The organism is Nocardioides sp. Z24_21 (genome assembly GCF_058134345.1).
Map to the genome: position 1 here is coordinate 247,056 of NZ_JBYTTH010000003.1, position 12,673 is coordinate 259,728.

Sequence of the window (12,673 nt, forward strand, 5' to 3'; positions counted from 1 at the left end):
TCGGCCTGCCTCAGGTCGCGTCGAGGCCGCTCAGCCAGGGCAGGACCACCTGCAGCGTGGGCGCGGCCAGGATCAGCACGGCGAGCAGCGAGACGGCTGCGGCCTGCACCCGGCGCGGACGCGGGTCGCGCAGCACCTCGACCCGGGCCGCGATCGAGCCGCCCGACCCGAGGGCGCCGGCAGGGGCGGGCGTGCCGGCCAGCGTCAGCAGGGCCGAGAGCAGGGCCCGGCGGTGGCCGTCCTGGCACGCTGCCCGGTCGGCGAGCACCTCGACCAGCACCTCCACCTCGTCCCGGGCGGCCGCACTGGCGACCCAGCGCGGGAACGCGCGGTGCAGCACCGTGAACGCCTCGAGCGCCAGGTCGTGGCGTGAGCGCAGGTGGGAGCGCTCGTGCTCGAGGACGGCGGCGAGCTCGGCGGGGGCGAGCCGGGTCAGGGTGGAGTGCGACACCACGATGCGCGAGCCACTCATGCCGGGCACGCAGTAGGCCACCGGCAGGGGGTGCTCGAGCACCGACAGCTCACCGTCACGACGGGCGACCAGGTCGACCCGGTCGCGGTGCTCGCGCCGGATCCGCCGCAAGGAGGTGCCGGTGCGGTGGCCGCTCAGCAGCAGCCTCGCCAGCACCACGAGGGTCATGCCGAGCGCGAGCGCCGCCACGGCGACGTCGCTCCTCGAGGCTCCGGGCCCCCACAGGCAGGCGGTCACCAGGGACAACCCGACACCGAGGGCAGCCAGGACGGCGGCCAGCGCCGTGCTCTGCCACAGCAGCATCGCCGCGGCCGGCGTCCGCCGCAGACGGGTCCAGCGCGACAGGGCCCACGGCAGCGGCCCGGCCAGCAGCACGGCGAGCACGCCGAGGACGAGGGGGGTCGGCATCGACAGGCCCGGTCAGCCGATCTCGTGGAGGGCGCGACGCAGCGCGGCGAGGTCCTCGGGGCTGGCCTCGCCGACGAACGAGACGAGGGCCTGCTCGCGGTCGCGGCCGGTCTCGGGGAGCGCCTCGTGCATCAGCTCGGCCGTCATCGCGGCGCGGGTGAGCCGCGGGGAGTAGCGGAACGCACGACCGTCGCGACGGCGTACGACGACGTCCTTGCGCGCGAGCCGGTCGAGGACGGTCATCACGGTCGTGTAGGCGAGCTCGCGGTCGCGGTGGCTGGTGAGGCGCTCGTGCACCTCGCGCCCGCTCGCGCCCGGAGCGTCCCGGCCGGAGGTGGCGTCGAGGTCCCAGAGCACCTCGAGGACGGCCTGCTCGAGCTCTCCCATCCGGGGGGACCTTGGACTCATGGACAGGAGTCTAGGGGCCCTGTCGGCCCACCTACGACTGACCGTAGTATCTACTACGCTCTGTAGTAATCTTGCGCCGAAAGGGTGCCCATGGACGTCCTCGACATCGCCCGGTGGCAGTTCGGGATCATCACCGTCTACCACTTCCTCTTCGTCCCGTTGACGATCGGGCTCACCGCCGTCATCGCCGGCCTGGAGACCGCCTGGGTGCGCACCGGCAAGGAGGAGTACCTCCGCCTGACCAAGTTCTTCGGCAAGCTCTTCCTGATCAACTTCGCGATCGGCGTCGTCACCGGCATCGTGCAGGAGTTCCAGTTCGGGATGAACTGGTCGGACTACTCACGCTTCGTCGGAGACATCTTCGGCGCCCCGCTGGCCGTGGAGGGCCTGCTGGCCTTCTTCCTCGAGTCGACGTTCCTGGGCCTGTGGATCTTCGGGTGGGACAAGCTCCCCCGCGGCCTGCACGCCGCGTGCATGTGGCTGGTGCACCTCGGCACGCTCGCGTCGGCGTGGTTCATCCTCGCCGCCAACTCGTGGATGCAGCACCCGGTCGGCTACCGGTTCAACCCCGACTCCGGGCGGGCCGAGCTCATCGACTTCTGGGCCGTGATGTTCAACAAGGTCCAGGTCATCACGTTCCCGCACGTGATCCTCGCGGCCTACATGACCGCCGGCACCTTCGTGCTCGGCGTGGCGGCCTACCTCTACATGAAGAAGCGCCACGAGGCCGACCGGCCGATGTACTACGGGGCGATCCGGCTCGGTGCGGCCATCACCCTGCTCGCCGGGCTCGGCGTCGCGATCACCGGCGACGTGCAGGGCAAGGTGATGACCGAGGTCCAGCCGATGAAGATGGCGGCGGCCGAGGGCCTCTACGAGACGAGCGACCGCTGCGCGCCGTTCTCCATCTTCACCGTCGGCACCCCCGACGGGAAGGAGGAGAAGTTCGCCATCACGGTCCCGTGCGTGCTCTCCTTCCTCGCCACCGGCTCCATCGACGGCAAGGTCCAGGGCATCGACCCGCTGAGCGAGGAGTACGTCGAGAAGTACGGCTCCGACCCGACGTCCAAGGCCTACACCGACGGCGACTACACCCCGGTCATCCCGGTGACCTACTGGTCGTTCCGGTTCATGATGGGCCTCGGCGTCTTCGCGGCGGCCGGTGCCGCGCTGATCCTGTGGATGACCCGCAAGGGCCGCCAGCCCCAGGTCCGATGGCTCGGCGCGCTCGGCATCAGCCTGCCCATCGCGACGACGCTGGCCTCGTCCTGGGGGTGGATCTTCACCGAGATGGGTCGCCAGCCCTGGGTCGTGTTCGGGCTGATGACCACCGAGTCCGGGGTGTCGCCGGGAGTCTCGGTCTTCGAGGCGGCGACGTCGCTCATCGTGCTGACGGCGATCTACGCCGTGCTCGCGGTGATCGAGGTCAAGCTGCTCATCACCTACGTGAACAAGGGCGCCGACCCCTACGAGGAGCCGCCCCGCGTCCCGGTCGGCGGCGGCTCCGACGAGGACGCCCCGCTCACCTTCGCCTACTGACCTGCCGACCCTGTTGCCCCGGAGAGAGACACCATGGAACTGACCACCGTCTGGTTCGCCCTGATCGCCGTGTTGTGGGTCGGCTACTTCTGCCTGGAGGGCTTCGACTTCGGCGTCGGCATGCTCCTGCCGGTGCTGGCCCGCGACGAGACCGAGCGCCGCGTCATGATCAACACCATCGGCCCGGTGTGGGACGGCAACGAGGTGTGGGTGCTGGTCGCAGGCGGCGCCACCTTCGCGGCCTTCCCCGAGTGGTACGCGACGCTGTTCAGCGGGTTCTACCTCCCGCTGCTGCTGATCCTCGTCGCGCTGATCGTGCGCGGCGTCTCCTTCGAGTACCGCCACAAGCGGGAGGAGATCGCGTGGAAGGGGCGCTGGGACCAGGCGATCATCTGGGGGTCGTTCGTGCCCGCCGTGCTCTGGGGCGTCGCGTTCGCCAACATCGTCGCGGGCGTGCCGATCGACGCCGACAAGGAGTTCACCGGCAGCATGCTCACGCTGCTCAACCCCTACGGGCTGCTCGGCGGCCTGGTCACGCTGACGCTCTTCGCCACGCACGGCGCCCTGTTCGTCGCCCTCAAGACCGACGGCGACATCCGCCACCGCGCCCGCGACCTCGCCCTGCGGATCGGCGTGCTCGCCGCTGTGCTCGCCGTGGTGTTCCTGGTCTGGACCCAGCTCAAGACCGGCGACACCCTGAGCGCGATCGCCTTCGCGGGCGCCGCCCTCGCCCTCATCGGCGGGCTCGTCTCGGCCGCCGCGGGCCGGGAGGGCTGGGCCTTCACCGGCACCTTCGTCACCATCGCGCTGGCGGTCGGCGGGCTGTTCCTGGCGCTGTTCCCCGACGTGATGCCCTCGACGACCGACCCCGCCTTCTCGCTCACCACCACCAACGCGGCCGCGACGGCCTACACGCTGAAGGTGATGACGTGGGTCGCGGTGATCTTCACCCCGATCGTCCTGGGCTACCAGGCCTGGACCTACTGGGTGTTCCGCCGGCGGATCTCCACGCACCACATCCCCACCGCGGTCCTCGCGGAATCCCCCCAGTGAAGCCGCTCGACCCGGCCGTCCTCACCCACCTCCGACCCGCTCGCGGCGCGCTGGCCGTCGTCGTCGCCGGCGGGATCGTGGGCGGCGTCGCCACGGTGGCGCAGGCGTTCGCCCTCGGGGCGCTCGTCGTCGCGGCCGTCTCGCCGCCCGACGGTGGGTGGCAGACCGCCGCCTGGGCGTTCGGTGCGGCCGTGCTGGTGCGCACGCTCGCGGCCTACGCCGGCCAGCGGGCGGCGGCGCGCGCCGGCGGCGAGGTGTCGGGCGCGCTGCGCCAGCGGCTGCTGGACGCCGCCCGCCGCACCGACGGCGTCGCCCCGGCCCGGCTCGTCGTCCTCGCCACGCGCGGGGTGGCGGGCGTCGAGCCCTACGTGACCCGCTACCTGCCGTCCCTGGTGCCGGCCGCCGTGCTGCCGGTCCTCACCCTCGCGGCGATCACCTGGCTCGACCCGCTGTCGGGCCTCGTCGTCGCCCTCACCCTCCCCCTCATCCCGGTCTTCGCGGTCCTCGTCGGGCTCACCACCCGCGACCGCGCCCGGACGCAGTGGCGCGCCCTCGAGGCGCTCTCGGGCCACTTCCTCGACGTGGTGCGCGGCCTGCCGACGCTCGTCGCGCACAACCGCGCGGAGGCGCAGGTCGCGACGATCCGCTCGGTCACCCACCGCTACCGCCGCGCCACGGTCGACACCCTCCGCCTCGCGTTCGCCTCCTCGTCGGTGCTCGAGCTCGTCGCGACGCTGTCCGTGGCGCTGGTGGCCGTGACCGTGGGCCTGCGGCTCGCCTCCGGGTCCGTCGGCTTCGAGGTCGCCCTCACCGTCCTGCTCCTCGCCCCCGAGGCCTACTGGCCGCTGCGCCGGGTCGGTGCCGAGTTCCACGCCGCCGCCGAGGGCACCGCCGCCCTGGCCGACGCCGACGCGCTCCTCGCCGAGGCCGCGGGCGACTCCCCCGCCGCCGCCGCGCGGCCCGACTCCCCGGCGCTGGCGACGAGGGGCCTCGAGATCGGCTACGCCGGCCCCCTCGCGGCACCCCTCACCGCGCCGCTCGACCTCGACCTCCCCCTCCGCGGGCTGGTCGCCGTCGCCGGTCCGTCCGGGTGCGGCAAGTCCACCCTCCTGGCCACCCTCCGCGGCGAGCTCGCCCCGCTCGCGGGCGACGTGCTCGTGGGCGGCACCGCGCTCGACCAGGTCGACCCGGCGTGGTGGCACGCGCAGGTCGCCTGGGCGCCGCAGCGGCCGTTCCTGCTCGCCGACACGATCACCGCCAACGTCCGGCTCGGCCGTCCCGGGGCGAGCGACGCGGAGGTCCGCGAGGCGCTGCGCAGCGTCGGGATGGACGACGCCGTGCGCGCCCTGCCCGACGGGCCGGCCACCGTGCTCGGCGAGGACGGAGCCGGGCTGTCCGCGGGCCAGCGGGCCCGCATCGGGCTCGCCCGCGTCGTGCTCGCCGATCGCCCGGTCGTGCTCCTCGACGAGCCCAGCGCCCACCTGGACGAGGAGACCGAGCAGGTGCTGCTCGACACCCTGGCCGTCCTCGCCCGCCGCAGCCTGGTCGTCGTGGTCGCCCACCGCCCGGCCGTGCTCGCCGCCGCCGACCGCGTCGTACGCCTGACCCCCTCCCCCGCCGCCGGGAGCGCCGAGCCCACCGGGGCCGTCGGGCCCCCCGAGGCTGCCGAGGCCGCCGCAGGCGCGCCCGCCGATCGCCCCGCGACCGCGCCCGTCGTGGTGGCCGCCGAGGACGACGACGCCCGACCCCGCTGGGGACTCCGGACCGCCACGGTGCTCGGCGCGCTGTCCACCGCCTCCGGCGTCGCGCTCACCGCCACCGCCGGCTGGCTGATCACCCGCGCCAGCGAGCAGCCGCCCGTGCTCTACCTCATGGTCGCGATCGTCGGCGTGCGCCTCTTCGGCCTCACCCGGCCCGTGCTGCGGCACGCCGAGCGCGTGTTGAGCCACGACGTGGTGCTGCGCGAGCTGGCCGAGCGGCGGGCCGCCGTCTTCGCCGACCTGGTGCCCCTCGTTCCCGGTCGCCTCGGGCCACGCCGTGGCGACCTGCTCACCCAGGTCGTCGACGACGTCGACGCCCTGCTCGACGACCGCCTGCGGGTCCGCCAGCCGGTCGTGACCGCCGTGCTGGTCGGCGTGGCGGCGGCCTGCCTCGCGGCACTCGTGTCCCCCGTCGCCGGCGCCGTCGTGCTGGCGGTCGCGGCCACGGGCGGCCTCGCCTTCGTGCTCGCGCGGCGCGGCACCGCGGCGGCCGAGCCGCAGGTGGTGGCCCACCGGGCGCTGCTGGGCACCCGGGTCGAGGAGCTCGTCCACGGCGTGCGCGAGCTCGAGCAGTGGGGCGCGACCCAGCGTGCGCTGGACTCCGTGCGGGCGGAGTCGGACGCGCTCTCGCGCGCCCTGCGACGCTCGGCGCGCGCCGTCGCGGCCGGCACCGCCCTGACCACCGTGGCGGCGGGTGCCGGCGTCGTGGCGGTCGCGGCGCTCGTCGACCCGTCGAGCACCACCCCGGCCCGCCTGGCCCTGCTGCTCCTGGTGCCGCTGGCCCTGGCCGACGCCACCGCGACCCTCGCCGACGCCGGCGCGCTGGCGGTCCGCGCCCGCGCCGCGCGCGAGCGCCTCGACCGGCTCGCCCAGACTCCCCCCGCGGTCACCGACCCCGACGTGCCCGCCGCGATGCCCGAGGCGTACGACGTCGCGATGCACCACGCCGAGCTCGGCTGGACCGAGCGGCCGGCGCTGGCGCTGGAGCACCTCGCGCTGCGTCCCGGTGAGCACCTCGGCGTCACGGGGCCGTCCGGCTCGGGCAAGTCGACGCTCGCCGCCACGCTGGTCCGCTTCATCGACCCCCTCGCGGGAGAGGTCATGCTCGGCGGCACCGACCTGCGGCGGCTCGCGCTCCACGACGTACGCCGGCGCGTGGGGCTCGTCGACGACGACCCGCACGTCTTCGCCTCCACCGTCGCCGAGAACGTCCGGCTCGCGCGCCCCGGGGCCGACGACGACGCGGTCCGCGCGGCGCTCGACCGCGCGTCGCTCGGCCCCTGGGTCGACGCGCTCCCGGCCGGCATCCACACCCACGTCGGCGACGGCCGGCGCGAGGTGTCCGGCGGCGAGAGGGCGCGACTGGCGCTGGCCCGCTCCCTGCTGGCGGACCCGCCCGTCCTGGTCCTCGACGAGCCGACCGCCCACCTCGACGGCCCGACCGCTCGCGCCGTCGCCGACGAGATGCTCGGCTCCGCCGCGCGCGCGGGCCGCTCGATCGTGTGGATCACCCACGGCACCGTGGGCCTCGACGCGATGGACCGGGTGGTCCACCTGGAGCCGGGGGCGGCGCCCTCGGTCAGTGGGCGTGCTCTCGCGAGGAGCGCAACGGCAGGGTGAAGCGGAAGGTGCTCCCCCGGTCGAGCTCGGAGGACACCGACAGCGTGCCGCCGTGCGACTCCGCGATGCGCTGCGCGATCGGCAGCCCCAGCCCGGTGCCCGGCACCGACAGCGCGTTGGGGTTGGTGGAGCGGTGGAACGCTGAGAACACGCTCTGCTGATCGGCCGGGGAGATGCCGATGCCGGTGTCGGTGACCTCGACGCTCACCTCGTCGTCGCCCACCGACATGGCCACGGTCACCGCGCCGTCCTCGGGGGTGTACTTCACGGCGTTGTCGACCATGTTGTCGATGACCCGGGCGAGCTCCTCGGGATCGCCGAACACCACCACGGACCCCAGGGCGGGGCGGTCGAAGCGCAGCCTCACCCCGGCCTGGTTGGCCCGGATGCTCAGCAGGTCGACGCTGGCCTCGCACAGCTCGGCGAGGTCGACCGCACGCCGCACGGTCTCGCGCCGGCCCTGGATGCGGGAGTAGTGGAGCAGGTTGGCGACGAGGTTGTTGAGCCGGCCGGCGTTGCGGATGATCGCGTCGATCGACGCCAGCTCGGGATGCCGGTCGGCGATCAGCTCGGCGTGGCCGAGGATCGCGGTCAGCGGCGTCTTGAGCTCGTGGGAGATGGTCGCGATCAGCTCGCTGCGGTAGCGGGCCAGCTCGCGGAGCTCCTGCACGAGGCGCTGCTCGGTCTCCAGGACGCGGGACGCGCGCACGGTCTGCGCGACGAGCCTCCCCACCTCGAGCACCGCGTCGGCCTCGGCCGGGGTGACCGGGCGCGCCCGTCCACCGAAGCCGAGCACGAGGTAGCCGACGAGGTCGTCCTGGGAGACCAGCGGGCACACCAGCACCCGGTCGACCCGCAGGCCTCGCATCAGTCGTTGCAGGCCGGCCGCGCTCCGCGGCAGCTCCTCCGGCGTCTCGTCGTCGACCCCGAGCTCGAGGAGCACGAGCCGGTCCGCGAGGCGGGTGAGGTCCTCGCGGAGCCCGGGCACGTCCTGCTCGGGGGTGAAGGCGTGCGGGGCGCCGACGCCGAGCTCGCTGCCCTGGGCATCGCTGGGGAAGGTGCGCACCACCGTCTGCACGGTGCCGAGCGACTCGGCGACGGCCACCACGGCCGCCCCGAGCGCCTGGGCGAGGTGCTGCGCGGTGGCGGCGCCCGCGACCGTGGTGAGCATGCGGTCGAGGCGTACGCGGTCGGTGAGCCGCTCCCGCTCCCGGGCGTTGGAGAGCGCCACGCCGGCCTGCACCGCGAACATCTCCAGCAGCTCGCGGTCGGCCTCGTCGGGCACCCGTTCGTCGGCCGGCAGGTCGACGGCCATGTTGCCCAGCAGCTCCCCGCCCGCCGAGTAGAGCGGGGCGTAGAGCGCGTGCTCGGGGTGCCACGCCTGCGGGTCGGGGACGGGGTCGAGCTCGGGGATCCACGCCGCCTGCAGGCGCTCGGGCGACATCCGTCCGGCCGGGACGAAGCGGAGGATGCCCCACTTGTCGGCCTCGCGGAACTCGTCGAGGATCTGCTCGGCCGGGGTGCGGCGGTGCAGGATCTGCGCGACCACCTCGGGCGGTCCGGCGACGTGGGTCATCACGAGCGCGTCTCCCTCGAGCCGGGCGATCGCCGCGACGCCGTAGCCCAGCACGTCGACGACGCCGTGCGCGATCTCTTCGAGGATCACCTCGGTGTCGGTGGAGGAGTTGACCCGCCGCATCAGCTCGGCCAGCCGGCTGAGCGCGCCCTGGTTGCGCGGCATCCCCACCTCCCCTCGACGCCGACCGGCGCCCTGGTCCCTGTGCTGCCGGTCCCGCCCGGGGTCCTGCGTCGATGCTAGGGCCCGTCAGGCCTCGATCACCACAGGGATGATCATCGGGCGACGCCGATGCGCGCGGTTGACCCACCGGCCGACCACGCGGCGCACGGTCTGCTGCAGCTGGTAGCTGTCGTTGGTCCCCTCGGCGACGGCGGCGTCGATGGCGTCGATGATCGGCTGGCGGATGTCCTGGAGCGTCGCCTCGTCCTCGGCGAAGCCGCGGGCGTGGATCTCGGGCCCGGAGACGACCTTGCCCGTCACCGAGTCGACGACGACGATGACCGACAGGAAGCCCTCCTCGCCGAGGATCCGGCGGTCCTTCATCGAGGCCTCGGACACGTCGCCGATCGTGGTGCCGTCGACGAACACGTAGCCGACGTCGACCTTGCCGACGATCCGTGCCACCCCGTCGATGAGGTCGACGACGACCCCGTCCTCGGCCAGCACGACGTTCTCGACGCCCGTGGCGCGCGCGAGGTCGGCGTTGGCCCGCATGTGGCGGAACTCGCCGTGCACCGGCAGCACGTTGCGCGGCTTGACGATGTTGTAGCAGTAGAGGAGCTCGCCGGCGCTCGCGTGACCCGACACGTGCACCAGCGCGTTGCCCTTGTGCACGACGTTGGCGCCCAGGCGCGAGAGCCCGTTGATCACCCGGTAGACGGCGTTCTCGTTGCCGGGGATCAGGGAGCTGGCCAGGATGACGGTGTCGCCCTCCTCGAGGTGGACGAAGCTGTGGCTGCGCTGGGCGATCCGGCTCAGGGCCGACAGCGGCTCGCCCTGCGAGCCGGTGGAGACCAGCACCTGCTTCTCCGGCGGCAGGTCGGCGAGCTCCTTGGCGTCGACCATCACGCCGGGCGGGACGTTGAGGTAGCCGAGCTCCTGGGCGATGGCCATGTTGCGCACCATCGAGCGGCCGACGTAGCCGACCTTGCGACCGTGCGCCACGGCGGCGTCCAGCACCTGCTGGACGCGGTGCACGTGGGAGGCGAAGCAGGCGACGATGATCCGCTGGTCGCTCTTGGCGAAGACCCGCTCCAGGACCGGCGAGATGTCCTTCTCCGAGGTGGTGAAGCCCGGCACCTCGGCGTTGGTGGAGTCGGTGAGGAAGAGGTCGACGCCCTCGTCGCCGAGGCGGGCGAACTCGTTGAGGTCGGTGATCCGGCCGTCGAGCGGGAGCTGGTCCATCTTGAAGTCGCCGGTGTGCAGCACGACGCCGGCACCGGTGCGGATGACGACCGCGAGCGCGTCGGGGATCGAGTGGTTGACCGCGACGAACTCGAGCACGAACGGGCCGAACGTGATCGTCTGGCCCTCGGCCACCTCGTAGTGCACCGTCTCCTTGAGCCGGTGCTCGCGCAGCTTGGAGCCGAGCAGCGCCAGGGTCAGCTTGGAGCCGACGAGCGGGATGTCGCCCCGCTCGCGCAGCAGGTAGGGCGTCGCGCCGATGTGGTCCTCGTGACCGTGGGTGAGCACCAGCGCCTCGACGGCGTCGAGGCGGTCGCGGATGGGCGCGAAGTCGGGGAGGATCAGGTCGACGCCGGGGTGGTGGTCCTCGGGGAACAGCACGCCGCAGTCGACCAGCAGCAGCCGGCCGTCGTACTCGAACGCGGTCATGTTGCGGCCCACCTCGCCCAGTCCGCCGAGAGGGATGACCCGGAGGCCTCCTGCCGGCAGTGGGGCGGGCGCGCTCAGGTCGGGGTGGGGATGGCTCAAGGGATTCCTCGTGTTGGTGTGGTCGATCAGATCAGGCCGGCGGCTGCCAGGCCGGTGCGCAGCGCAGCGACCTCGTCCTCGTCGAGTGCGACGAGCGGGCCGCGGACGCGGCGGTTGTCCAGCACCCCGAGCAGCTCGAGGGCTGCCTTCGCGGTGGTGGCTCCGTAGTTGGGGACGCCCATGACGGCCGCGAAGGCCGGCACGAGCGCCGTGTGGATGCGCAGGGCCTCGGCGTGGTCGCCGCGGACCCAGGCGTCGATCATCGACGCCAGCTGGTCGCCCGCCGCGTGGCCGACGACCGAGACCAGGCCGACGCCGCCGTAGGCGAGGTAGCCCAGCGTGGCGACGTCGTCGCCGGAGTAGACGGAGTAGCCCATCTCGGTCAGCTGCGCGGCGCGGGGCAGCAGGCCGGAGGCGTCCTTGACCGAGGCGACGTGGTCGTAGCGCCGCATCGCCTCGTAGGTGTCGAGCTCGATGAGGCTCGCGGTGCGACCGGGCACGTCGTAGAGCATGACGGGCAGGTCGGTCGCCTCGGCCACGGCGGAGAAGTGGTGGCGCAGGCCGACCTGGCCGGGCTTGTTGTAGTAGGGGCTGACCAGCAGCACCCCGTCGACGCCGATCTTCTCGGCCTGGCGCGCCAGCTCGACCGAGTGGGCGGTGGAGTTGGTGCCCACGCCGGCCACCACCGTCGCGCGGTCGCCGACCGCGTCCTGGACGGCTCGCAGGATCTCGCCGTCCTCGGCCACCGACGTCGTCGGGCTCTCGCCCGTCGTGCCACTGACGACCACGCCGTCGTTGCCGTGGGCGACGAGGTGGGCGGCGATGCGCCCGGTGCCCTCGAGATCGACGCTGCCGTCCTCGTGGAACGCGGTGGCCATCGCGGTGAGGAGGCGACCGAACGGGGCGTTGGAGCTCATGGTCGAAGGTTATCGCCCCACCTCCGCGCGAGTCGCGGCGCCGAGCCGCACACGGGTGTCGGCGGGTCGCCCCATACTGGGCCGATGGCGTACGACGAGGTGCTGGCGCAGCGGATCGACGAGCTCCTGACGGGCGAGCAGGGCCTGACGTCGAGGAGGATGTTCGGCGGCCTGGGCTACCTGGTCGACGGCCACATGGCGGTGGCCGCCGGCAGCCAGGGCTCCCTCATGGTGCGAGCCGACCCCGCCGACGCCGAGGCGTGGGTCGACGGCGCCGCGGTGAGCCCGATGGTGATGCGCGGGCGACCGATGGCCGGCTGGCTCCTGGTGGCCGCCGAGGCGCTCGCCACCGACGACCAGCTGCAGCTCTGGCTCGACCGCGGCGTGGGCTACGTCCGCACCCTCCCGCCCACGTAGGGGCCGGCCTCCGTCAGCGCGCGGCGACCCGGGCCCGGAGCACCGGCAGCACGTGGTGCTCGAGCATCGGGGCCAGGTCGTCGGGGTGGTCGTCGAGCGGGGTCCAGCGCACCTCCGCGATCTCGCCCGCCGCGACCGGGTCGGCGTCCGACTCCACCCAGAAGACCGTGGAGTGCAGCGAGTGGCCGGGCTCGTTGGCCGCCTCGGAGAGGAACTCGCCCAGGAGGGTCGCCGACCCGATCTCGAGGCCGACCTCCTCGCGGGTCTCGCGCAGCGCGGCGTCGCGGGCCGACTCCCCCGGCTCGAGCTTGCCACCGACCAGCATGAAGCGTGCCGTCCCGCGCTTGCGGACCGTCAGCACGCAGCCGTCGCGCACCAGCGCGACCGCGGCGACGACGATGTGCCTGTCGTCCGTCTCGTCCATGGCTCGAGGATCCCATCCCACCGCAGCCCATCCCACCGCAGCCCATCCCGCCCGGACGGCACGCAGCCACCCTGACGGGGCTTACCCGCGGGTGGCTGCGTGGTGCTGCTCGCTGGTCCGTCAGCCGCCTCTCGGCGAAGGGCC

10 protein-coding genes are annotated in these 12,673 nt (G+C 73.6%); 4 read left to right on the forward strand and 6 right to left on the reverse strand.

The genetic code is table 11. The features are described 5' to 3' along the window. Positions 1-10: 10 nt before the first annotated feature. The gene (locus tag AC3X7Z_RS12740; protein ID WP_186341933.1) at positions 11-880 is read right to left on the reverse strand and encodes a M56 family metallopeptidase; all 870 of its coding nucleotides are present in this window, start codon (positions 878-880) and stop codon (positions 11-13) included. Positions 881-892: 12 nt separating this feature from the next. Continuing rightward, the gene (locus tag AC3X7Z_RS12745) at positions 893-1,288 is read right to left on the reverse strand and encodes a BlaI/MecI/CopY family transcriptional regulator (RefSeq protein ID WP_186341932.1); all 396 of its coding nucleotides are present in this window, start codon (positions 1,286-1,288) and stop codon (positions 893-895) included. Positions 1,289-1,378: 90 nt separating this feature from the next. On the opposite strand from AC3X7Z_RS12745, the gene AC3X7Z_RS12750 reads away from it, so the two are divergent. Genes AC3X7Z_RS12750 through cydD form a run of 3 tightly spaced genes read left to right on the forward strand, consistent with a single transcriptional unit; the run spans position 1,379 to position 7,260 of the window. Next, positions 1,379-2,827 carry a cytochrome ubiquinol oxidase subunit I gene (locus AC3X7Z_RS12750; protein ID WP_186341931.1) on the forward strand — a complete coding sequence of 483 codons (1,449 nt, stop codon included), beginning with the start codon at positions 1,379-1,381 and terminating at the stop codon, positions 2,825-2,827. 33 nt (positions 2,828-2,860) lie between these two features. Beyond that, entirely contained in the window at positions 2,861-3,880 is a 1,020-nt protein-coding gene (gene cydB, locus AC3X7Z_RS12755; RefSeq protein WP_186341930.1) for a cytochrome d ubiquinol oxidase subunit II, read from the forward strand. Then, positions 3,877-7,260: a thiol reductant ABC exporter subunit CydD gene (cydD, locus tag AC3X7Z_RS12760; protein WP_489976145.1), complete on the forward strand. Its 3,384-nt coding sequence runs from the start codon at positions 3,877-3,879 to the stop codon at positions 7,258-7,260. The genes cydB and cydD overlap by 4 nt, the downstream gene beginning before the upstream one ends. Here the strand turns inward: cydD and AC3X7Z_RS12765 are convergent. From AC3X7Z_RS12765 to dapA, 3 genes are all read right to left on the reverse strand, one after another. Next, the gene (locus AC3X7Z_RS12765) at positions 7,220-9,001 is read right to left on the reverse strand and encodes an ATP-binding protein (protein ID WP_186341928.1); all 1,782 of its coding nucleotides are present in this window, start codon (positions 8,999-9,001) and stop codon (positions 7,220-7,222) included. The genes cydD and AC3X7Z_RS12765 overlap by 41 nt on opposite strands. An 84-nt stretch (positions 9,002-9,085) precedes the next feature. Further along, positions 9,086-10,771 (reverse strand): ribonuclease J, encoded by a 1,686-nt coding sequence (locus AC3X7Z_RS12770; RefSeq protein WP_186341927.1) that lies wholly within the window; start codon positions 10,769-10,771, stop codon positions 9,086-9,088. Between the two features lie 26 nt (positions 10,772-10,797). Continuing rightward, on the reverse strand, positions 10,798-11,688 hold the full coding sequence (gene dapA / locus AC3X7Z_RS12775) for a 4-hydroxy-tetrahydrodipicolinate synthase (RefSeq protein ID WP_186341926.1): 891 nt from the start codon (positions 11,686-11,688) through the stop codon (positions 10,798-10,800). Positions 11,689-11,772: 84 nt separating this feature from the next. Between dapA and AC3X7Z_RS12780 the strand changes: the two genes are divergently transcribed. Then, on the forward strand, positions 11,773-12,105 hold the full coding sequence (locus tag AC3X7Z_RS12780) for a TfoX/Sxy family protein (RefSeq protein WP_186341925.1): 333 nt from the start codon (positions 11,773-11,775) through the stop codon (positions 12,103-12,105). A 13-nt stretch (positions 12,106-12,118) separates the two neighbouring features. Here AC3X7Z_RS12780 and AC3X7Z_RS12785 read toward each other — a convergent pair whose 3' ends face one another. After that, entirely contained in the window at positions 12,119-12,529 is a 411-nt protein-coding gene (locus AC3X7Z_RS12785) for an NUDIX hydrolase (protein WP_186341924.1), read from the reverse strand. Positions 12,530-12,673: the final 144 nt, after the last annotated feature.

What these genes read in the sequence shown, in the direction of transcription:
- AC3X7Z_RS12740 (WP_186341933.1), bottom strand. Translation starts at nt 880, where the DNA reads ATGCCGACCCCCCTCGTCCTCGGCGTGCTCGCCGTGCTGCTGGCCGGG.
- AC3X7Z_RS12745 (WP_186341932.1), bottom strand. Translation starts at nt 1,288, where the DNA reads ATGAGTCCAAGGTCCCCCCGGATGGGAGAGCTCGAGCAGGCCGTCCTC.
- AC3X7Z_RS12750 (WP_186341931.1), top strand. Translation starts at nt 1,379, where the DNA reads ATGGACGTCCTCGACATCGCCCGGTGGCAGTTCGGGATCATCACCGTC.
- cydB (WP_186341930.1), top strand. Translation starts at nt 2,861, where the DNA reads ATGGAACTGACCACCGTCTGGTTCGCCCTGATCGCCGTGTTGTGGGTC.
- AC3X7Z_RS12765 (WP_186341928.1), bottom strand. Translation starts at nt 9,001, where the DNA reads ATGCCGCGCAACCAGGGCGCGCTCAGCCGGCTGGCCGAGCTGATGCGG.
- dapA (WP_186341926.1), bottom strand. Translation starts at nt 11,688, where the DNA reads ATGAGCTCCAACGCCCCGTTCGGTCGCCTCCTCACCGCGATGGCCACC.
- AC3X7Z_RS12780 (WP_186341925.1), top strand. Translation starts at nt 11,773, where the DNA reads ATGGCGTACGACGAGGTGCTGGCGCAGCGGATCGACGAGCTCCTGACG.
- AC3X7Z_RS12785 (WP_186341924.1), bottom strand. Translation starts at nt 12,529, where the DNA reads ATGGACGAGACGGACGACAGGCACATCGTCGTCGCCGCGGTCGCGCTG.